11 protein-coding genes and 4 tRNA genes are annotated in these 22,934 nt (G+C 35.1%); 10 read left to right on the forward strand and 5 right to left on the reverse strand.

Annotated features, from left to right (window positions below; all coding sequences use genetic code 11):
• The first annotated feature begins 8 nt into the window (after positions 1 to 8).
• From REB14_RS11610 to REB14_RS11625, 4 genes are all read left to right on the forward strand, one after another.
• Positions 9 to 1,571 (forward strand): calcineurin-like phosphoesterase C-terminal domain-containing protein, encoded by a 1,563-nt coding sequence (locus tag REB14_RS11610; RefSeq protein WP_099049833.1) that lies wholly within the window; start codon positions 9 to 11, stop codon positions 1,569 to 1,571.
• Positions 1,572 to 1,908: 337 nt separating this feature from the next.
• Positions 1,909 to 2,622 (forward strand): 3-ketoacyl-ACP reductase, encoded by a 714-nt coding sequence (locus REB14_RS11615; protein ID WP_309522263.1) that lies wholly within the window; start codon positions 1,909 to 1,911, stop codon positions 2,620 to 2,622.
• Between the two features lie 404 nt (positions 2,623 to 3,026).
• Positions 3,027 to 3,854, forward strand: a complete 828-nt coding sequence (prmA, locus tag REB14_RS11620; RefSeq protein ID WP_309522264.1) for a 50S ribosomal protein L11 methyltransferase — start codon at positions 3,027 to 3,029, stop codon at positions 3,852 to 3,854.
• Positions 3,855 to 3,878: 24 nt separating this feature from the next.
• Complete coding sequence (locus REB14_RS11625) at positions 3,879 to 4,718, forward strand: SH3 domain-containing protein (protein WP_309522265.1); 840 nt, start codon at positions 3,879 to 3,881, stop codon at positions 4,716 to 4,718.
• Between the two features lie 142 nt (positions 4,719 to 4,860).
• Here the strand turns inward: REB14_RS11625 and REB14_RS11630 are convergent, their stop codons facing one another.
• Positions 4,861 to 6,339 (reverse strand): helix-turn-helix transcriptional regulator, encoded by a 1,479-nt coding sequence (locus REB14_RS11630; RefSeq protein ID WP_309522266.1) that lies wholly within the window; start codon positions 6,337 to 6,339, stop codon positions 4,861 to 4,863.
• 369 nt (positions 6,340 to 6,708) lie between these two features.
• On the opposite strand from REB14_RS11630, the gene REB14_RS11635 reads away from it, so the two are divergent.
• Positions 6,709 to 7,164 (forward strand): hypothetical protein, encoded by a 456-nt coding sequence (locus tag REB14_RS11635; protein WP_309522267.1) that lies wholly within the window; start codon positions 6,709 to 6,711, stop codon positions 7,162 to 7,164.
• Positions 7,149 to 7,430, forward strand: a complete 282-nt coding sequence (locus REB14_RS11640) for a hypothetical protein (RefSeq protein ID WP_309522268.1) — start codon at positions 7,149 to 7,151, stop codon at positions 7,428 to 7,430. Before REB14_RS11635 ends, REB14_RS11640 begins: the two co-directional genes overlap by 16 nt.
• Before the next feature lie 630 nt (positions 7,431 to 8,060).
• Here REB14_RS11640 and REB14_RS11645 read toward each other — a convergent pair.
• The 4 genes from REB14_RS11645 to REB14_RS11660 all read right to left on the reverse strand — a co-directional run bounded on the left by REB14_RS11645 (position 8,061) and on the right by REB14_RS11660 (position 8,894).
• Positions 8,061 to 8,134 (reverse strand) — tRNA-Arg (locus REB14_RS11645).
• A 12-nt stretch (positions 8,135 to 8,146) separates the two neighbouring features.
• Positions 8,147 to 8,221: transfer RNA gene (locus REB14_RS11650), tRNA-Pro, on the reverse strand.
• 511 nt (positions 8,222 to 8,732) lie between these two features.
• Positions 8,733 to 8,806: transfer RNA gene (locus tag REB14_RS11655), tRNA-Arg, on the reverse strand.
• A gap of 13 nt (positions 8,807 to 8,819) precedes the next feature.
• A tRNA-Pro gene (locus tag REB14_RS11660) sits at positions 8,820 to 8,894 on the reverse strand.
• A gap of 232 nt (positions 8,895 to 9,126) precedes the next feature.
• Here REB14_RS11660 and REB14_RS11665 point away from each other — a divergent pair.
• From REB14_RS11665 to REB14_RS11680, 4 genes are all read left to right on the forward strand, one after another.
• Positions 9,127 to 9,561: a hypothetical protein gene (locus tag REB14_RS11665; protein WP_309522269.1), complete on the forward strand. Its 435-nt coding sequence runs from the start codon at positions 9,127 to 9,129 to the stop codon at positions 9,559 to 9,561.
• 718 nt (positions 9,562 to 10,279) lie between these two features.
• The gene (locus REB14_RS11670; protein ID WP_309522270.1) at positions 10,280 to 10,918 is read left to right on the forward strand and encodes a hypothetical protein; all 639 of its coding nucleotides are present in this window, start codon (positions 10,280 to 10,282) and stop codon (positions 10,916 to 10,918) included.
• 304 nt (positions 10,919 to 11,222) lie between these two features.
• Positions 11,223 to 12,614 carry a T9SS type A sorting domain-containing protein gene (locus REB14_RS11675; RefSeq protein ID WP_309522271.1) on the forward strand — a complete coding sequence of 464 codons (1,392 nt, stop codon included), beginning with the start codon at positions 11,223 to 11,225 and terminating at the stop codon, positions 12,612 to 12,614.
• 8 nt (positions 12,615 to 12,622) lie between these two features.
• Positions 12,623 to 22,933, forward strand: a complete 10,311-nt coding sequence (locus tag REB14_RS11680) for a SpvB/TcaC N-terminal domain-containing protein (RefSeq protein WP_309522272.1) — start codon at positions 12,623 to 12,625, stop codon at positions 22,931 to 22,933.
• Position 22,934: the final 1 nt, after the last annotated feature.

Raw genomic sequence — 22,934 nt, forward strand, 5'->3', positions numbered from 1 at the left:
AATTTTTAATGCCATGTATGCTGGTTTCAGCAATGGCTTTCTCACAAACTTCTGTTGCCGGATATGTATTCGAAGACAACAACAAAAACCAAAAGAAAGAAAATCGCGAAAAAGGAATAGAAGGCGTAGCTGTTTCCAATGGTGTTCAGGTAGTTCTTACCGATAAAAACGGAAGATACAGCCTGCCGGTTCAAGAAGATCAGACTATTTTTGTTATTAAACCTTCAGGATATCAAACGGCTTTAAATGCTAATAATCTTCCCCAGTTTTATTATCACCATAAACCAAAAGGTTCTCCCGCAGATTTTAAATATCAGGGAGTTGCTCCCACAGGAGATCTTCCCAAAGAACTGAACTTCCCGCTTTATAAGCAAAATGAAGACAAGAACTTTGATATTCTGGTTTTTGGTGATCCACAACCTTACACAGAAAAAGAGCTGGATTATTTCAAAAGAGGCATTGTGAACGAAGTAAAAAACACCAAGAAAAATGCCGTGCTGGGAATTAGTTTGGGAGATTTGGTGGGTGACAATCTAAGCCTTCAGAAACCGTATGCAGACGTCATGAAAGAAGTAGGATTGCCATGGTACAATGTAATGGGAAATCATGATATGAATTATGATGCAAAGGAAGATAAGTTTTCCGATGAAACATTTGAGTCAAATTTTGGTCCTGCCAATTATTCTTTCAACTACGGTAATGTACATTTCATTATTCTGGATGATATTCTTTATCCCGATCCGAGAGACAACAAAGGATACTGGGGAGGTTTCCGTGAAGACCAGCTTCAGTTCATAGAAAATGACCTGAAACTGGTTGACAAGAATAAACTGATTGTCATTTCTTTCCATATTCCGTTGGAACATAATAATGAAGACAACTTCAGGAATGCAGACCGTCAGAAATTATTTGATTTCTTAAATCCTTTCCAGAATGTATTGCTTTTATCAGCACATACTCACATCCAGCAGCAGATTTTCTACGGCAAAAAAGCAGGTTGGAACGGAATCAAAGAACTTCATGAATATAACGTAGGAACCACCTGCGGGGATTGGTACTCAGGAACTCCTGATGATGCCGGACTTCCTACCTCAACCATGAGAGACGGAACAGCAAAAGGATATTCATTCATCAGCTTTGCAGACAATCAGTATAAAGTTAAGTACAGAACAGCCGGAAAACCGGAAGACTATCAGATCAAATTATATGTTCCAAAAGTGATTTCTTCTTCAAGAACCTCAGCAAAAGTGCTGGCTAATTTTTTCATGGGAAGCAAAAAAGACAAAGTAGAATACCGAATAGACGGAGGAAAATGGGAAGAAATGAAGTACGATGAAACCATCGACCCGAATTTTGCCCTTTCTGTTTTCAAATGGGATTCTACAGAAAAAATTCTACCAGGAAGAAGACCTTCCAATCCTGAATTGTCAAAACATATCTGGGAAGCAGATTTTCCTAAGAAATTATCATTAGGAAAACACAAAGTTGAGGTGAAAGCTGTTGATATGTATGGAAATGAATTCTCCAATTCAGAAGAATTTGAAGTTCAGAACGCCATCCAGATTCCTTAAGCATTTTATTTTTTTTACTATACCTTTTTTTAGATTTTAAAACCGGTTCTTACGAGCCGGTTTTAATTTTTTGCTCAGGATTAGATTAACCACGAAAGTCACAAAAGTTTTTTTAAGCTATAACTTTGGAGATAAGAAGTACGCTTAAGTTTTATAAAAATCTGCGTTTTTCATCCTATGTGAACTTTTATACAGGATGATTATAACTTTCAAATATTTTCAATGTTAATCATCTTTTGTGACTTTTGTGGTTCATGAAATATAAGTTAAATCCCTGTTTTCACCCCTTCATAAAAATGTTCTTTCGTAACTTTGTACAAAGAAAAGTATCATTACTATGAATATAAACGGAAAAAATGCCATCGTAACAGGTGGAGGAAGAGGATTAGGGAAAGCTGTAGCGTTAGCTTTAGCCAATGAAGGAGTAAACGTTGCCATTACAGGAAGAAACGAGGAAAACCTTAAAATGACGGTTGAGGAAATCAAAAAATTAGGAGTAAACTCAGCCTACGCTGTATTTTCTGTAGACAATGAGATTCAGGTAAAAGCTGGAATAGAATCTTTAGCAGAACAATTGGGAGGAATTGATATTTTGATCAATAACGCAGGAATCGGAGACTTTGGTTCTATCGAAGAAATGCCTTCTGAAACTTGGGAGCAAGTTATTAAAACCAATTTATTCGGAGTATATTATGCAGCCAAAGCAGCTCATCCATTCATGAAAGCAAAAGGAGAAGGTGATATTGTCAACGTAGCCTCTACTGCAGGTCTTAAAGGTGGCCCGAATATGTCTGCATATGCCGCTTCAAAAGCAGCAGTTGTATCTCTGTCTCAATCCATGATGGCAGAATGGAGAAAACAAAATATTCGTGTAATCACTTTAACTCCAAGTACCATTGCTTCTGATATGAGTATCCAGGGAGGACTTACAGATGGAAATCCTGCTAAAGTATTACAGCCGGAAGATTTTGCAGAATGGGTAAGGGATATCCTGAAAATGAACAGAAGAGCATTAATTGCAAATGGTTCTATCTTTTCCACGAATCCATAAGAGAGTTAAAATTTAAAGTCCAAGGTTTTGGGTTTAAAGTTTTCAGCAAAGAACTCTTCTTTTTCCTTGGATCATAAAATTCTATAGGAGCGGGCTTTAGCCCGCTTTTTCTTTTTTCATACTTTTGAGGCTTTAGCCAAAACCTGGAATTTCTTGCATTTCAAAAAATCTGTGAATTTATTTCCATGTCTTTTATAATAAGTTTTAGCTAAAACCAATGGTATTGTATTAATTTTGAAGATGGGCTAAAGCCCGTCCCTATTGAATATATTGTATGCAGTCATTTGCGTAATCAGGGCAATCTGCAGGATAAAAAATCATAAAAATCCCCGGTTTCAGCCAAAAATTCCTCCATCATTTTTTTAACCGTAATAACATTAGTATTTTTGCAGCAAATTAGTCACATGCAAAATTATTTAGAATTCAATTTCAAGATTTCTCCATTGCAACCTTGGAACGAGATATTAATGGCAGAACTTATAGAAATAGGTTTTGACAGCTTTACAGAAGAAATTGACGGAATTTTAGGATATATTCAGACAGAACTGTTTCACGAAGATCAGTTGAAAGCACTTCCAATCTTCGAAAACGAAAATGTAAAAATCGAATACACTTTTGAAGAAATGCCAAACATCAATTGGAATGAAGAATGGGAAAAGAACTTCTCTCCAATCAATATTGATGATAAAGTATTGATCAGAGCAGAATTCCATGAATCTGTACCGGGAATGCATGAAATTATCATTCAGCCTAAAATGTCTTTTGGAACAGGACATCACCCTACAACCCACTTGATGATCCAGCAAATGATGGACATTGATTTCAATGGTAAAAAAGTATTGGATATAGGATGCGGAACTTCTGTATTAGCTATTTATGCAAAACAACAGGGAGCTGGAGATACAAAAGCTATTGATATTGACGAATGGTCAGTGGAAAACTCAAAAGAAAATGCAGTAAGAAACAATGTAGAACTGGATATTGAACAAGGAACTGCCGAAAACCTGGGCAAAGAGAATTATGATATCATTTTAGCTAATATCAACAGAAATATCCTGATTTCAGATATCCCGACTTACGTTTCAGTATTGAATGAAGGAGGAAAATTATTGCTTTCAGGACTATGCTTCTTTGATGTAGATGATATTCTGGAAGTATGCAAAGAAAGCGGTCTGGAGCTTAAAAAGAAATTACAGCGTGAAGAATGGGTAAGCCTTCTGCTTGAAAAATAACACACCAAAAAACAAAATACGAATATGAAAACTTTATGGACAGCTTTATTTTTACTGATGCTGCAGTTTTTTACAGCACAGGAAAATGAAGTATATGCAGACGGTATCTTTAGCTTTGAAGAAAATAAAACTCAAAAAATCTTTACGGATTGGACCCGCGTGAGGTTAGATCCCGGAATGAATGCTCAGATTGTAGATTCACTGCAGGCGAACCAACAGGTTATGATTCTTAAAAAAGAAAATGCAGTCCTGAAACTGGGAGAAAGAAATGCCAATTGGTATAAAATCTCTTATCAGAAAGGAGGAAATACATTGGAAGGATATATCTGGGGTGGTAATCTTTGTGTAGGCTACCGTAACAAAAATGGGTATGATTTTCTCTTTGGGCTTTCTAAAACAATTGAACGGAAGAATAAAGAATACAATCAGATCGAAAAACAAAATATTGCGGGAATAAAAGCAATAGAAGGAAATACACTTATTGATGAGGTGTATTTTGATACTGGAAGAGGAGAAGAATTGAGTTCCACATCATTCAATATAGAAAGCAGCCACAAGTTGCAAAATGTAGAATTTACACTCAAAGCAATGGTTTCCGGAGAGGCTTGTGGAATAGCAAGTTATGATCAGTATGTTCTTTTTAAGGACAAAAAGCTCATTGCCCTTCCACAATTGATGAATGTGGGGGATGCCGGTGCTTTTTACCATAGTGAAGAATTTATTTTTCCAAATGATAAAGGAGGAATTTCCAATGCATTTATCTTAAAAGTGGAAGATATGGAAGTAGATGAACAAGATAGGGAGAAGAAAAAGCATTCTTCCAAAACTTATCTTTGGAATGGAAATACCTACAAACTGAAATAAAGTCAGTACATATTAAAATTAAAATAATCCCTCAATTATAGTTGAGGGGTTTTTACGTATAATATCGGGGTAAAATCATTTATTACTTTTGAATATAATCACAATCATATTCATTAAGTTCATAAAAATAACATCATCAAAATTATTGAACCTCAGATATTGATTTAATAAATTGATAGAGATCAGTCTCTGTTTCAAGGTGTAGTTTTTTACGTAAACGATATTTCTTTGTTTGTACAGATCTGTGCTCCATAGAAGAATATTGCGCAATCTCTTTTGAAGAGAACCCCAAGCATATCATAGCACAGAAAGATAGATCAGAGAGGGAAAGATGAGGGTTGATTTTTAAAAGTTGCTGGCAGACTTCAGGATAAGTTTCCTGAAATAATGCTAAAAAACCAACACTATTTTTCTTTGCCAATTGGATGATCTGCTCATGATTTTCACTGAGTTTTCTTTTTAGAATTTTTGCTTCTTCTTCCTGCTGTAAAATAATTGTTTTGCTCTCGATAAGCCTTTTTTTCTTTCTTTTAAACTGCAGATAAAAATAAAGAGACAGTAAAAAAACAAGTACAAATAAAATCCCTCCATACCATAAAGCTGTCTGAAATTTAGTTTTTTGTTTTTCTTCTTCTTTCTTTGATATTTTATTAAAAGCTAATGTGATCGCTTGGCTTTGGTCGGTATCTATGCTGTCTTTTAGTGTGGTTGCCTTGTTTAAATATTCAACTTCTTTATCTGCTTTTTTAAGTTCTTTATACAATAAGGCAAGTAATTTGTAGTTATTTAAAACCAGCTGAGGTCTGTTGATTTCTTTTGCCAGTTTAATCGACTCTATAAGGGCATCGATAGCCTCATTATTTTTTTTCTGAACCTGCAAAAAATTACTATAATCATATAAGACTACTGCTTTTTGGTACTTATTATGCTTAAATCTTTTGGTTTCTAACAGATCAAAGACTTTTTTAAAATAATAGTTGGCTGAATCTAAATTCCAGTTGTATTTTGTATAATGGTAGGCTACATGTGAGATGTCTAAAGGGTTAGGATCTATTTTTATTGCCTTGCGAAGATAGACGAGTGATGAATCGGGGCATTCAATTCCGTTGAAATAAACTGCTCGGGTAGAATAGACATACCGTAAAAAAAATCGGCAATCCTGATTATCTTTTTTCAATCTTAAAGCAGATTTCATTGCTTTTAAATTATAATCTAAAGCCATTTTAGGGAGATTCATTCTGTTGTAGACTTGTGAATACTCCTGATTAATTTTACCAGCAAGAAAGTCATCATTAATCTTTTTTGATTTTTCCTCAGCATCGTTCAGATATTCTATAGCCTTTTTGAATTCTCCAGTCAGCCACAGGCGATTGGCAATATTGGCATATCCCCAGGCTTCCCCTTTAGGATAATTATTTTGAATAGCTTCTTTTATAACTTTTTGATTCCAAATGATCAGATCTTTGTTAGATATTCTGGTTCTAAGCTCTTCATTTGTTTTTATAAGTAAAGTATCTATCTGCTGTGTACTGTAGTGTTGTGGAAATAGTTTTGAACAGCAAAATGTAAAAATCAGGCAATAGATTACTCTATTAAAGTTTTTCAAAGAGTTCGTGGTCATAGAATAAATACTGTATTGAAGATAGTACAAGAATAATACAATGGAAGATGAAAATGGATTTCATTATAATATAAGCTGCAGTTTATTAATTCTTGTAATTAAGGCTAATGTTGATAAAAAACAGATGGGATTATTAACCCCACCTGTAAGCATCAATAAACGTATTTGATCATTTGTGTGTTTTAGATCGAAAATCTGACTGCAATTTCAAAAAAAAAAGAAAAGGAAAGAATAACAGGGTACATCACTCATACATCATTTTGTTTTGCCCGTTAGATATACCTATCGTGACACGTGAAGTATGTGTGGTGTATGTTGATTTTATAAGGAGGGTGCGGTTGTGTTTACTTTTGCAGATTAAATCAAAAAATGAAAAAAATAATTTTATGCTCTGGTATAGTATTCTCGATACCAGTATTTTCGCAGGTAGGAATTAATACCTCAAATCCTACCAATACTTTAGATGTAAATGGAACAACAAGAGTTAGGAATCTGGGAACATTGACAAGCTCAACAGTTTCGGCTTTGTTCGCAGATGAAAATGGCGTGTTAGGAAAAGCTAATATGGCTCCCCAGTCTCAGATTGCATTTTATGCGTTTAAAAATGATATGCCATATACAGCTGCAAGTTATAATGCAGGAACAGACCAGGTGGTCCAAATTCAGAATTCCCAAGTAGTGCTTAATACTATAGGAACAACGGTTCCTTCAACAGGAAATGTCAGAATCAGTCAATCTGGAGTTTATATGATATCTGGATCAATATCTCCATCATTGGGAATAAATAATATGGGGACGGATATGCTTATATGGCTGTTAATCTAGATATAAGTACTGATGGAGGAGCTTCATGGCAATCTATTTCAGGAGGACGCCCTATGTTTCCCAGAGTTGTTGTTGGAGTAGGGAGAAGTTATGGTTTTGCAATCCCGTCAGTACTTCAGCAATTAAATGCTGGTGATTTCGTTAGACTCAATTTTTACAGAACAAAAGATGGTGCTGGTACTTTACAGGGATCTTCTTTAAGTTCAGTAAAGCTTGCAGATTCTTATGGAGCTCCTGTTTATACATTATCGCTTACAAAATTATGATTACTTAATGGTTAAAAATCAATTGAGAATATTCTGATAAGGTTAATGGATGTTTAGAGAAAGGTATCTAAAACTGAAATTACTTGAGCATGCAATTTAAATTTCAGTTGATTTAAATTAATGCGTGTCCTCAAAAGGGAGGAATGCCGTAATTAATTGATTGTAAAAAAATACATTTTTAAACGCACCTTTAGTAAAAAGTTATGTGTAAATAAAAAGAGCCTCTCAATTTTTATTGTGAGGCTTTTTGTATAATCAAAAGGATTCGAAGAAATCGGATACTCTATTCAAACTGATTAATTAGTGATTGTTTAAGAGTAAATAAAAACAAAAAAGACTCACTGTTTTCCAGTAAGTCTTTAAGTGAGCGCGAAAGGATTCGAACCTTTGACCGTCCCGATTGAAATCGGGATGGTCTATCCAATTTGATTAATCATTGGTTGTTTGGGGGTAAATAAAAAGCAAAAAAGACTCACTGTTTCCAGTAAGTCTTTAAGTGAGCGCGAAAGGATTCGAACCTTTGACCGTCCCGATTGAAATCGGGATGGTCTATCCAATTTGATTAATCATTGGTTGTTTGAGGGTAAATAAAAAACAAAAAAGACTCACTGTTTCCAGTAAGTCTTTAAGTGAGCGCGAAAGGATTCGAACCTTTGACCGTCTGCTTAGAAGGCAGATGCTCTATCCAGCTGAGCTACGCACCCTAAATTTGTAAGTCGGGGCGGCAGGATTCGAACCTGCGACCTCCTGGTCCCAAACCAGGCGCGATGACCGGACTACGCTACGCCCCGAGGGTGTCATCTGTAACGAATTTTACTTCGTTTTTGCGGTTGCAAAGGTACAATACTTTTTGGAATAAAAAAATAAAATCAGGAATAATTTTTAATTATTTTTTCGTGAATCTTCTTTGAATACTTATACTTATTTAAGAATCATATTCTTACATTATTTTTATTATCACTCACTAAAATGGACAACTTTTATCCAGGCCTGAGCAAAAACAAAAAAGACTCACTGTTTTCCAGTAAGTCTTTAAGTGGGCGCGAAAGGATTCGAACCTTTATCGTCCCGATTGAAATCGGGATGGCCTATCCAATTTGATTAATCATTGGTTGTTTGAAGGTAAATAAAAACAAAAAAGACTCACTGTTTTCCAGTAAGTCTTTAAGTGAGCGCGAAAGGATTCGAACCTTTGACCGTCCCGATTGAAATCGGGATGGTCTATCCAATTTGATTAATCATTGGTTGTTTGGGGGTAAATAAAAAACAAAAAAGACTCACTGTTTCCAGTAAGTCTTTAAGTGAGCGCGAAAGGATTCGAACCTTTGACCGTCTGCTTAGAAGGCAGATGCTCTATCCAGCTGAGCTACGCACCCTAAATTTTATAAGTCGGGGCGGCAGGATTCGAACCTGCGACCTCCTGGTCCCAAACCAGGCGCGATGACCGGACTACGCTACGCCCCGAAGGGTCATCAATAACGAATTTTACATCGTTTTTAGGGCTGCAAAGTTGCAATTCTTTTTGGAATAAAAAAAGAAAATGAGGTATAATTTTTAATTAATTTTTTATGCCTCCTTTTTTATTAACTTTACCCTGTTAATAACCATTGATTTAGCCCGCTTAAAAATGATGAAAGAATTTTCTTGTTTTTTGTTCACATTAAATATTCTTATCCCAAAATATAAAAAAATCGCCTTGAAAACAGAAGCTCGTTTTCTTCTGTTCTTCTGTTTTCTGATGATGATGTATTCTTGCTGTAAGAATCAGGAATTTGTTAATCACACTATTGCAAATACATCACTGAGTTTACCCAAATCAATGAGCATTAAAAAAGAACGGGCTGAAGATTCCCAGATATATAGCATTAATACTGGGAATAAGCACGTTGGCTATATTTATTATGGTGATTATAAACCTTTTGTGGAAGATGATTATATGGTTATGGTAGAGCCTGAGATTTTTGAGAAGTTTAAGAATAACAGAGAATTCAGAGCTTATCTTTCTGATAATTCTGACAGAGATTACAGAAATGGAATTTATAATGTTAATTATTATTACTACGATACAATCAATAAACACAGAGCAAAGAACCATGGGATTCTGATGCGGGAAAAAATAAAATCTATATAAGTGAATTATCTGATCAGGACAGTATTCTTTATCCGAAAATAAAGACATTGAATTTTACGCTTATAGATTCTCTAAAACCCAGTAGGAAAACGGACTCTCTGTTCTTTAAAGGAAAGTATGAAGAATATTCCCCGAGCCCCAAGTGTCCGGCAGGAAATAATCATATTTTATTATTTTACAAGGGATCTGATTTGAAATATGTTGCAAAGTTTAGTGTTTATTGTGATGAATGTTTTTTAATCAATTATACTACCCACGAGAGATATTATATGAAGGTTGGATATGACAAAATTATGAAGTTGATCAGCCCGGTTCACCATTAATGTTGATGAAAAATAAATAAAATAAAAGTGACCATTATTCAATTACATATACTTGACTGGTATGATGATATTATAACATCATTGCTTTTATTGAAGATCGTTCAGTGTATTGAAGAGGCGGTTGTTCTGATAATCAGATTAATGGAGGATTGTGTGCTGGTGAGGATGTAATAATCAATATCAATGATTTTGTGAAAGAATTTATTGCATTTTTTTTACACCTGGAAATTACGATACAGGAAATTGAGATAAATATGGAAGACTTTTATTTTTATCGTTTTGATCATGATGCTTTTGTTGAAACTTATTCTTCTCTGCCTGTCAATATTGGCTGTTGGGAGTTATAATTATTCTATCGAAAACTGAAATATCTTCCAAAAAAAACATGGTATTTTATGAAGAAATATAGAGATATCCATCATTATTACCTTTCAAATTTTTTTAAACACAGTGAATTGAACTATGATAGCTTCTGGTTGTTTTATAATCATGAAGACGGAATTCAAATGGATGATTTTTTTCCTGATCAAAAGGTTTATTCTTTTTTATGGGAGTATGCAAATGCAGATATTTTAATAAAAATTGATGAATGGAAAAGAGCTTTCAGAAGAAATAATATTGAGATTTTACAAGCAGCCAAGTTGCATACCCGAAACTACTTGTCAGGTGGGCGAAAAGTATATCTGGATTGCCTGGAAACCAATCTTATAACTGCGGATGAAAAATTTAAAGATCTGACTGCATATGATGTCGGGCAACGTTTTGTTCAGATCGTAGCCGATGAAAATGTCTCTTTTACAGATATTGATTTAAGTTTCCTTGAATTAACAGATACAGCAAATAAATTTCGAACGTTGATCAGGATTTTAGATACTGATGGTATTCAGGCACTCATCTTAAATGGTTACCATCATCGTGGAGAATTACTTAAAGCCTGTATTGTGAAGAGGGGAGAAGCCTGTCTACAACCAACGGAAGTTTTGTCCTTACCTATTTTTGAAAATACCTATGTGGCGATGCCATTTAATTGGTGAGATTTTTTTAAAGTTTGAATAATTCTTTATTTAAACTCTAAAAATATTCGTTTTTAATAGATGTTTTCTGTGTTATAAAATTTGTTAAAATTTTATTAAATAAAAATTCGTAGTGTTTGTTTCTTTTGTAAATTTGCAAAAAAAACTAAAACTAATAATACTATGAAAAAATCAACCATTTTCATCTTATCTTTTTATCCTGTTCTTGGACTGTAAAGATGGCTTTCTTCTTTAAGGTTAATTTTATTCAAACTAAACTCCAGTTGGTTTCTGCTAACTATTTATGTAGTCAAAAATACCCAGCATGTATAAACTTTTTTATTCCAAAGCATTCACGGTAATTGGATTGTCGTGTTCTGCTTTATTTTATTCTCAATTGGTAGGATCTGATGCCCAGCTATGGGAAAAAGCCAATCCAACACTTCGAGAAGTAACGAAGTGTAAAGACGAAAATTTACTCAATTTTCATTGTGGCATCAAGGACAAACTTTTTAAGAAATATATTAAATACAGTAAGAATAAGAGTCATACTCTTATAGCTGTTCATCGGTCGAAGGAGGATGAGTTAATATGGGAAAATACTGAAAAAAAGATTTCCTTGGGCAACAACAACTTTAAAACAGGTAAAGAAAAAACGGTTGAAATTAGAAAAAAACCCAGTATTTTTTCATTTGTAGCAGCAGCTGATATTAATCGTGAGAAATCAGACAGTATAAAAATCAAATTCGAGGACCAGAATCTTTACGAAATTATATTTCTGCCAAGAAAGGCGAAATCTTCAGATCTAGGTAAGATACATTCTTACCTCTCTATTAAATACGGAATTTCATTGGAAAAAGGGAAATATTACAGCAGTGATGGAAAGGTTATCTGGGATCCTGAAAAACATAAAGAATTTAAATATAAACCCACAGGATTAGGAAGAGATAATGGTAATGAATTATATCAAAAACAATCTTCCAACCAAGCTGATCAGTTTTTAACAATTGGTAAAAATTCTATTGAAAGAACAAACGTAGAAAATCAGGCTGTTTTTGAGAATAATCAGTTTGTTATTTGGTCGGATGATAACAAAGAATTAGCGTTGAAAAATGATGGGAATTTTGATATCCTGCAAAAAAACTGGGAGATCAATTTTATTGGTAATAAGGTTTCTAAAACTGATTATAGTGTAAGGATTTTGAAGACAACAATGAATCCGGATTCATTATCTGCTACTTACTGGCTGTTTTTGAAAAAGCCTGATGGAAGTATTCAAAAAATCCAGGGAGCTGAAACTGATCGTTATATCATTTTTAATAAAGTTGATTTTCTTAATGAATTTGATAGTGGTGATATCGCTCATTTCACCTTTGCTGTGAGTCCTACCAAAGATTCTAAAAAAGATGTAATGGGCCAAACCCAGCATTCTGGTTCGGGATTACCAATGAGCAGTAATGAATTATCACTGAATCAAACTAAAATTAATCTTTATCCCAATCCGGTTAAGAAAGGACAGACCTTTACTGTAACTTTTCCACCTATGGATAACCTTGGTATTTCCATTTATGATGGGGCAGGAAGACTTATTAAGCTTGATAATATAGATCGCAAATCGACCCATTATACAGGACAGCTTGCTGTTCAGAGTGTTTATATCATCAATCTTATCCAGGATAAAAAAATTATAAAAACGTTCAAATTAATTGTTGATTAAATTATACCATGAAAATAAATAAGAATCAATTTCCCGTTACGAAGAAATCGTTTCTGCTGATATGCTTTTTTGCGTGTATGTTTGTTTTTGCAGGCTTCACCAAAGAGGACAGGCAGAAGGTTCGGGGATTCAAGAAAGAACTGATGAGTAAATGGACCGATAAAAAGGTTGATTCGCTTAATCAGAATGCAGATGAAAGCTCTTCTCATCAATTAGTACAATCTGAAAAATCTCTTCAAAAAAATATCATAGGAGATCTTAGAATTTCAAATTCTGATAAGGAAAATTTAGGATTTTCTGAATTGGGAAATACTATTGCTAACAATAGCGAAAGTTTTTATCCATCAAAAGAAAAAGAAGGAACAATTGGTGCTTTCACAGAACAGGATGAAGATGAGGTATCTGATAACTTTTTTACGGTGGATGTTCCGTCGGTGGAAAAAAATGCAGTCGCTTATCTGGAATATGATTTGTTTGGTCTGGCTTCTCATGAGTCAGTATCCAGATCTATCAACCATAATATTGCGATAGGAGGAGGAATTATTATTCCTAGTGCAAAATGGAGTCATCAGAAAGAAACTCTTAATTCAGGACTTATTAAAACAGGTTTCAACACGGTATTATTCACTTCACCGACTACGGGAGTAAAATATAAAATAAAAAACCTACGTATCGTTTTTGATAAAGAGAAGAGATCAGAAAATAATCTGCATCTAACTTCTGCGCTGTCAGGAGATCAGCTGTATGTAAAAGGAAACACTACTTCACTATCAGATTTGGTAGTTAATAATGAGGTTATTGCTGTGAAAAACGGTGAATTTGAAAAGGTTATCAAAATTTCTGAGGAAAATAAAGTAGCTGGTTCATTCTCTGTTATTGCAGGAGGTGTAGCCAATACTTACAAAATTCCGGTTTCTACAAAAGCTTTTAAAGTAGTTGATCACTACTACGCAAAGCCGAAAGGAGTTGAAATTTCAAAAGATAAGGAGTTTAGCATAAGCTATGAAAATATGAATGTTTCTATTGAAAAAGGAGCATCAGAGTCGGCTTATATAGAAATACTGAAATTAAGAGAAAAGGATATTCCTGCAGTTTCTCAGGGGCTTAAAAATGTTACTCTGAATAATGCTGCCTATAGATTTTCTTTAGTCTCAGGGAAGCTGGAAAAAAAGGCTAAGATTACTATTCCTTATGATACGAAAAGACTGGGATTATTTTCTCCTAAAGATATTAAGGTTTTCCACTTTGATTATGCTAAAAAACAATGGGTTTCGGATAAATCAGTTGTTGATGAGAAAAATAAAACGGTAATGGTAGAAGGAGATGGAGACCATGATTATATCAACGGAATTATTTCCGCTCCGGAATCTCCCCAGACAACAGCTTTTTCACCAACAAGTATCAGCGGATTAAAAGCAGCAGATCCAATGGCAGGAATGCAGCTGATGAATGCTCCTACTGCAAGCCAAAAAGGAGATGCCAATATGAATTATCCTATCAAAGTTCCTGCTGGTTTGGGAGGATTACAGCCTTCTTTAGCAATAGGATACAACAGTGGTGCCGGTAACGGATGGATGGGTGAAGGATGGGATCTTCAGGGATTATCGGCGATCTCAGTAGATACCAGATGGGGAACACCTAAGTTTGGTGCCCAGGAAACGGAACTGTATACTTTAGATGGGGAAATGCTTGTTTATCCTAATGGTTATCTGCCACACAGACATAATAATACAAGTGAGACCTCTACAGATATTACAACAGCAAGGCAGGTACGTAATTCGACAGGGAAAAAACAATTTTATCTCAGAAAAAACCATGATTTTACTCTTATAGAAAGAGAAGGGAATACACCTTCTGATTATTCATGGATAGTAACTTCTACAGATGGTACTAAGAGTTATTATGGCGGAAGTGATAATTCTGTTATAAAAAATGATGAAGGCCAGATTGTTCATTGGGGATTAAGAATGATAGAAGACAGTAATGGTAATAAAATGATGTTTACCTATCAGAAAAATATATTAGATCTTGGATCAACTAATGCCCTAACCGGAGGAGTTTATTTTCATATTCAAAAAATAACTTACGGAAAAAATCAGGATTACAGTGTTAATTTTATTGCTGAAACCGGAATTAGTAGAAAAGATATCAATATCAATGCAAAGCAGGGAGTAAAAAGAGTGGAACCATATCTTTTAAAAGCTATTGATATAAAACATAAGACAGAAAAAATACGAACCTATGGAGCAGAATACGAAGATGGACAATTTAATAAAACAAGGTTAAGAAGATTATACAGTCAGGTATACAATATTAAGATCGTGAATCCGCTTCCTATTGTTGATGACTATTCTTTTGAATACTATAACCAGGTAGAAAATAATCAGATATTTGGACCTGATACTCAGGTGCAGGTACAGAATTCTGAAAATGTCTATAATGGACTGATCGAAAATCTTCTGAAACCATCCAAAATCAATGGAAATATTTCCTCTGAAAATGGATTAAACTTTAGACCGGCTGCTGGGTTGAATTTCTTTTATTCTTCCAATGACGCATATGGACACCTGATGTTTGGGTTCCCTTTTGGATATTCCACGGCTGAAGCAAAGAATGCCCAGCAGCTTATTGACTTTAACGGAGATGGTATTCAGGATATGATCTACAGAACCTCTTCTCAACTGAAATTCAGTCAGGGAAAACTGGATCAGGACGGTCATTTATCTTTTTTACCAGCCAAACCCTTATTAAATTATAACAACAACTTTACCTATACCGAAACCAAGACCAACAATTCAGGATGGGATATGGGAGCTACAGTATACAGTAGATCCCAGATTAAATCTACATCCAGAGGAACCACATCTACCTATCTGATTGATGCTAACTCTGACGGATTAGTTGATGTTGTCAATAATGGACAGGTCTGGTTTAATAAATATAATAAGATCTCACAACAGCCTGAAATGACCATACATTCTGAATTTACAGAAAATATGGTAGTGAAGGACAAGCCAATTGCACCTCCGGTCTTACCTCCGGACGATCCTATTGTTACTCCAGATATTCCGGCAGTACCCATTACTGATGTTGTAAAAGTATGGATAGCTTCACAGGATGGGTATATCACGATTAAAGATAATATATCCGTACCTTCTTATACTGGAGATCAGGGTGATTTACCCATAAAAATGTATTATTCGGTGGAAGCTCCTTACGCGCCTTCGGGTTCTTCTGTTAATACAAGAGTTTATCTTACTGAACTTACCCCTGGTGGCCTTGCGAAAAATATTTCGATCTCGAAGTACAATGATTATTATACAGAAATGAATGCCATTTCACCGGGAAATAATACAGTATCCAATCAGGTAGGAGCTGCTAATAGTTCCAACAGGATTTTTGTAAAAAGTGGTGAGAAAGTATACATAAGATTGCATAAAAGCCAGAATAAGAATTTAGAGGTAAACTCTAATCCGGAAGTTATTTATGTTGATCCCTCAACCGGATCCCCATTGTCAAGCAAGTTTGTATTTCAGGATCAGTTTAAGCTGAATAATGGAAATTATGGAAGTAATTTCCTGACCAATAATTTATTATCATCAGTGTATCTGGATGGTACGGGAACAGCAAATATTACAGTGGAAAGTGTTAACTTTACCTCTAGTACAGATAACTTTACCTTTAAAGTGATTGCAGAAAATGCAGCTACTGGTGCAGCTACAGTGCTCCATTCTTCTGAATATATTCAGTCATATGATCCATTCAGTACTGAAGCTTTTACAGGTACTTTGAATGTGAATTCAAGTGAACCAGTATACTTGAAGTTTATTGTAGAATCTGATTCTCATACATCATTCTTCAGCAGCAACTGGAAAGATAAAATCAAAGTACATTATAATGCTGTTTCAAATAATAATGCATCAGTTAACTTAGATTTGTATCCGGTTGCTCAATATCCTTCATATGCAGTAACACAACTAAGAGCAAGGATAGATATTAGAAATACTCAGGATAATCCTAATATCGTTAGTGGAAAAAGAGCTTTTGGTGTTCAGATAGACAAAGGTGTTACAAACTTTTCTACTCTTTCAACCGGAACGTTTTATTACGTAATTAAAACCGGATCAACGGTGATGGGGAAAAGAAAAGTAACTGTAGCTGCTAACGGAGCTAACTCCGTGATTAAAGAAGAGGATATGATTGGTGGATTTGATGTTCCGGGAATAAGTCCTATCAGCTTTTATAAGGGAGATTTAACAATACCGGAATTTGGTCAACCTCATCTTGTTAATATTCAGGTGTATTGTAAAACTGATGGTGATTACGCTTTATTCAATAAATATTCTCAATACTTCCAGGGGAAACCATTCAAAATTTATGGAAGTGGTGAGCTGATTACCTCTGTACCGCCAACTTCGGTAAATACAGCAATGTATAACCCGAAAACTGCTGTCTATAATAACTGGGGACAATTTTTATACAATCCGGGAATTATAGAAGGGTACACGTATGGAAAACCAATTGAAGCAGAAACTATGACTCCGGGTAATGCAGCTCAAAATACTTATCCACAATGTATTCAGCAGCCTCCTTTAAGTGCAGAGGAGTTGGCTAAGTGTATTGATAACTTACCTAATGCGAACCCTAATACAGGAAATAATACAGTTTCCCAATTTGTTTCTCCTATGAAACCACATAGTTCACTGGTAAATACAGGAGGTAACTATACTGTTAAAAGCATTTGGGTGGGAGCCGGAGAGAATCAGTTTGCTTCTGCAAGTTCTTTCAAGGATGATGAAACTGTCAATTATTTCAATAATCCTATACCTAATACACCATCGGTAACACCTACAACTCTGGTGACAAAAGTACTTTCATTGGATACCACAATGAAGGCTATCAGTAGAAAACAGAGCAGCTATACCCGTAATACAACGAATACACTAAATGTATCAGTAGGAGGTGTAGGAATATCTGAAGCCGAATCAGAAACTGTACCATGGGGAAAGGGAAGTATTGAAACTCAGACTTTCTCTGATATAAATGGAGACGGGTATCCTGATATGGTATATCCTGAGTCTATTCAGATGACAAACTCAGTCGGAAGTTTAGATGATATAAACCTGGTACCATCGGGAGGTTTTCCTACGGATTCCAATACCTATCAGAAGATGAATTCTCTGGGATTCTCTTATAACCTTTTTTCTGCTAGCGGAAGAATTAGTGTAAATGGTCTGTTGGGCACTACTTCAAAAGGGGATTCTTCTATGCCATGGTCTGGGTCCGGATCTGCTAGTGCAGGAGTTACTAAATATTTTAACTCATTTGATTCAGGGAGAAGTTTTTGGATGGATATTAATGGAGATGGACTTCCTGACAGAGTGGTAGATGGAGGCGATCTGAATATGGGTGTAATGCTCAATCTAGGGAAAAAGCTGTTAACGCGGAAGCCTGTTGAAAATATGCTTACTTACCGATCTCACCCGATAGGAAGTGAAAATATTTCTATAGGTGGAGGGTTAGGTTCTTCAGCAAATATGGGTGCCTTGAGCAGCTTTGGATTTGGTATCAGTGCAAGCTTAGGCGGTTCAGCTTCAAAGGGGACTGCAGATGTTGTATATGAAGATATCAACGGAGATGGTTTAATTGATATTCTTGAGGTGAAAAATTGCGATCTATTGCCAGGTTGTACTAAATGGACCAATGTTCGCTATAATTTAGGGCATAAATTTGATACAGCTGTTCCATTGCTTAAAACAGTAGGAAATGTAGATTTTACTGAAGAAAGTGGCTCATATAATGGCTATTTCTCTTTCGGAGGAAGCTTTATGGTAAATATAGGACCTATCCCGATTATTCCTCCTGTTCCGATTCTGAATCTTTTCATAAAAGTAGGAGCAGGAGCTACGGCCAACTTGGGGATCAATGTTTCTGATACTCAAAAGGCTTTCAGAGATATGAACGGAGATGGATTTGTTGATCTTGTAGTAGATAACAGTAATGGATTTACAGTTAACTATTCTTTGATTGGAAAAACCAATAAACTGAAATCTGTTACTCAAAATATAACCAAAGGGAAGTACACTATAGACTATCAGTTTACACAACCAAACTATGAGGATCCACATGCAAAACTGGTGGTTAAAGAGGTTAAAATATTAAACCCGGATGTTTTTAGTACAGACTATACGCTTTCCAGTACAGAAAAAGATATTGTAACCCAATATAAATTTGAAAATTCCAGATATGACAGAAGGGAAAGAGATAATTTTGGTTTTGGAAAAGTAATACGTGAAGAAATCAATATCGATGGGAATCCTTACCGTAAAACTGAGGATACGTATTACAACACAAGTTATTTCTTAAACGGATTAATTAAACAAAGTAAAATCCTTTCGGGAAATGATGAGTTAATTTCCAAAGTGATCTATAACTATCGTTTATATAAATTTAAAGATAATACAACCAAAATAGACCCTAATTACTTAGCTGAAAGTTTTGATAACGGAGGAACAGAAGGTAGAAAAATGGCTACCGTTCTGTTGAATACAAAGATCAATACGAGATTTGAAAATGGTGGTGAAATAGAGACTACGGAAAAAATGGAGTATGATTACAATACCGGATTGGTTTCAAATTATACCTATACCAGCCCTACCAATTCCTATAAATCTGTGATCACTTATTGGACCGGACTGAATAAAAATATGATCGCAGTACCAAAAGAGATCAATGTATATGACGGAACAGGTTCTACTCTTTTAAGGAAGAGAAAAACCCAGGATATAAACGTTAATACAGGAGATGTCGGAAAATATATCGTATTTGATGGCTCTCAGGATATCATAACTGATTATACTTATGAACCTTCCGGTAATGTTAAAACGGTAACTTATCCGCCTGATGAATCACAGAACAGATATTCCATATCCTACGAATATGATGATGAAACAGGTAAGTATGTAATAAGAACAACAGATGCCTTTGGATATATTTCCTTTGGACAGTATAATCTTTATTTGGATGTTTTAACAAAAAGTACAGATATAACAGGAAATGTAATACAATATGGATATGATGACTATGGAAGGGCTATATCCATCATTGAACCTTATAGTCCTGCAAATATTTCTACAATAACTCACTCTTATTATTATGATCATTATGGTATGCCGAGTTCAGATCAGAATATTAAAATATTCCGTGCCAGAACCTCTCATTATGATGCAGACCATCCGAATAACCTGATTAATACAGACTCTTATTCAGATTTTATGGGAAGAGTAATACAGGTGAAGAAAGATATTGATGTAAGTGGTGTGGAAAAAAGATCTGTTTCAGGAAGATCTGTTTTTGATGTATTCGGAAGAACAATAGAACAATATCATCCGGTACAGGAAGATCAGATGACAGATAATCTTAACCTTTCAATTGCTCAGAATGTAGTAAGAAATAGTTATGATCATTCAGACAGGATTAACAGTATGAAGGATGAAGATGGAGTGATGAAGAATCTTACCTATCAGATTGAAGGAAACCTGCTTAAAACTACAGAAGAGTTTGATGTTATGAAAACGGAAACCTTTGCTAATGTGGAGGGACAGGTTGTTGAGAAAATAAATTACCTGAATAGTGACCCGCTGTCTACAAAATTTGAATACAATACAATAGGTGAACTGCTTATGGTAACTGATCCGCAAGGTATTAAGACGACCTATAAGTATAACCTTGCCGGAAGAAGAACAGAAATGTTACATCCTGATAAAGGACTTACTACTTATGTATATGATTCTGCGGGACATCTTATCTGGTTTGGAACTCCAAATCTGGCAAATGATCCCACTATACAAACCCATCAGATTCATTATAAATATGATAAGAGCAGACTGACAGATATTATACTTCCTGATCTTCCGAGCGGAGTTACTAATCCTAATAACGTTCATTACAATTATATGCCTGCCAATTCAGGAAATAATTCCGGAAGAATTATAACAAAAACAGATGGAACAGGATATACTACTTATAATTATGGTAAGCTGGGTGAAGTAATATCAGAAACCCGCAGAATATTCGGTTACAATATTCCGACTATGGAATTCAAAACGGATTATGTCTATGACAGCTGGAACCGTTTGAAAAAACTGACCTATCCGGATGGAGAGCAGCTTACTTACAGTTATGACCTGGGAGGAAATCTTAAAACGGTAACCAACGGAAGTTATAATTATATTCAGAATATCAAATATGACCTTTATGAGCAGAGAACAGCAGCCAACTATGGAAATGGAACAAGAACAGATTATTCATATATTGCTACCAACAGAAGGTTAAATCACTTTGGGTTATGGAGCAATTCCAATGCATTTTTATCCAACAGCTATGAATATGATAAGAGAGGAAATATTATCCGTCTTGCCAATGACGTAGGAGTAACTCCGAATCAGATGGGAGGAACCTATGCTTTTAAATATGGATATGATACTTTAAACAGATTGATTGGTACGGAAAGTGATATGGGGCTTAATGATAAAGGAGGAACTCCTACAACACCCAATACTTCTCCATATGCGCAAAGTAATTCACATTTTGAGCTTAGAAAGATAACATATAACGAAAGTGGAGGAATTGTATTGAAGGAACAGGTGCATCAGATCGACCAGCAGCCGGAACCACTGAATACCTACGCTAATAATTATAAGTATATTCCGGAAACTCATAAAGTGAAGACGATTATTGATGGTAATATCAGTGGTACGCAGCAACTTTTCGAATATGATGATAATGGGAATACCATTAAACATGTTGATGAATTTGGTGCCAAGCAGATGTTCTGGGATGAGCAGGATCGTCTGAAAGCATTTTACAGTGACGACTCCGGAGTATATCAGTATTATGCATACGACGACAAAGGAGAAAGAACGATAAAGTATAACCTTCATGGAAGTTCTCAGCTGTATCAGAACGGAGAATTGGTAGATCCGGGTAGCTTAAGCTTAACTGATTATACTTTATATCCTAATCCATATGTAACGGTATCCTTAAACGGACAGTACACCAAACATTATTTTGAAGGAGCAACCCGCTTTGCCAGCAGAGTGATGGATGGAAGCAATATTTTTGTTCCTCTAAATCTCAGAACATCTGATCAGGGAACAACAATGAGAGAACCTGATCCTTCTGTTGATTTCAAAACGTATCTTGAAAAAGCAGGAGTAGGTGATATTTCCTTAGCAGAGCTGAATACTTTAAACGGACCAACCAGCCAGTTAGGATTGTACTATTTACATAATGACCATTTGGGAACAGCAACATTTGTTACCAATTCCAGTGCTCAGAGTACGCAGTTTTTCTTAAATTTACCATTCGGAGAAACGATGCTGGAGCAGAGAACAGGAGTATATGATAACCCATATAAGTTCAATGCAAAAGAATTGGATAGAGAAACAGGGTTATATTATTACGGAGCGAGATATTATAATCCGAGAGCAAGTATTTGGTATGGGGTAGATCCATTAGCCGAAAAATATCCAAGTTGGAGTCCCTATGTTTATACATTTGATAATCCTATCAGATTTATTGACCCAGACGGACAAGCTCCAAATGACATTGTTTTTATGGGGGTTAATGGTCGAGAAATTCATAGGATTAAAAGTAATACAGTTTTTAAGACCTATATGATTGATATTAATGCAAAAAGTGTTGCAGTAAGTGGTTTGACGGCAAACGGAGGAAAAGGATGGATAGAAGCGGTAATGCCCAATATAATACAAGAAAAAGGAGGAGGTAATACTACTGGATCAATTTATCAAAAATATGATTATTTAATAGCGTCAGAAACTGGATATTTTAATCAATACAAAAATGCGGGTATTACTCCTAAACATACAAATGGGTTAAGTATTGATGACGCATCTACAGTACCAGATTTAGATCCCACTTTAGTCAAAGCTACAATCATGCAAGAATCTATGATGGGAACATATGATGAAAACCCTAATGATCTAAATAACCCCAAATCCGATATTATGCAAGCAAATGTTTATTATAGTGTATTTTCAAATGACTGGGCAAATGGACATAAAACTCAATTTGGACTAACAAAAGGAGGGGGAGCTACTCCAGAACAATCAGTTAGTGCTGGTATTGGATTGATGTATCAAAAAGGACTTACAACAAGTAAGGGAAAAACAAAATGGACAGGTGGAAAGACATGGGATAATGCAAGTAAAAACTATAATGGAGGTGGAGCTTCAAACTATGGTAATGTATTGAAAATGAGGGATTCGGCAAAAAAACCACAACCTAAAAATTATTAAT

The sequence above is a fragment of the Chryseobacterium metallicongregator genome, from assembly GCF_031324065.1.
Classification (GTDB): Bacteria; Bacteroidota; Bacteroidia; order Flavobacteriales; family Weeksellaceae; genus Chryseobacterium; species Chryseobacterium metallicongregator.

Bases quoted from the DNA above. Each gene is read 5' to 3' on its own strand.
- REB14_RS11610 (WP_099049833.1), top strand. From the start codon at position 9: ATGCCATGTATGCTGGTTTCAGCAATGGCTTTCTCACAAACTTCTGTT.
- REB14_RS11625 (WP_309522265.1), top strand. From the start codon at position 3,879: ATGAAAACTTTATGGACAGCTTTATTTTTACTGATGCTGCAGTTTTTT.
- REB14_RS11615 (WP_309522263.1), top strand. From the start codon at position 1,909: ATGAATATAAACGGAAAAAATGCCATCGTAACAGGTGGAGGAAGAGGA.
- REB14_RS11680 (WP_309522272.1), top strand. From the start codon at position 12,623: ATGAAAATAAATAAGAATCAATTTCCCGTTACGAAGAAATCGTTTCTG.
- REB14_RS11630 (WP_309522266.1), bottom strand. From the start codon at position 6,339: ATGACCACGAACTCTTTGAAAAACTTTAATAGAGTAATCTATTGCCTG.
- REB14_RS11675 (WP_309522271.1), top strand. From the start codon at position 11,223: ATGTATAAACTTTTTTATTCCAAAGCATTCACGGTAATTGGATTGTCG.
- REB14_RS11635 (WP_309522267.1), top strand. From the start codon at position 6,709: ATGAAAAAAATAATTTTATGCTCTGGTATAGTATTCTCGATACCAGTA.
- REB14_RS11670 (WP_309522270.1), top strand. From the start codon at position 10,280: ATGAAGAAATATAGAGATATCCATCATTATTACCTTTCAAATTTTTTT.
- prmA (WP_309522264.1), top strand. From the start codon at position 3,027: ATGCAAAATTATTTAGAATTCAATTTCAAGATTTCTCCATTGCAACCT.
- REB14_RS11640 (WP_309522268.1), top strand. From the start codon at position 7,149: ATGGCTGTTAATCTAGATATAAGTACTGATGGAGGAGCTTCATGGCAA.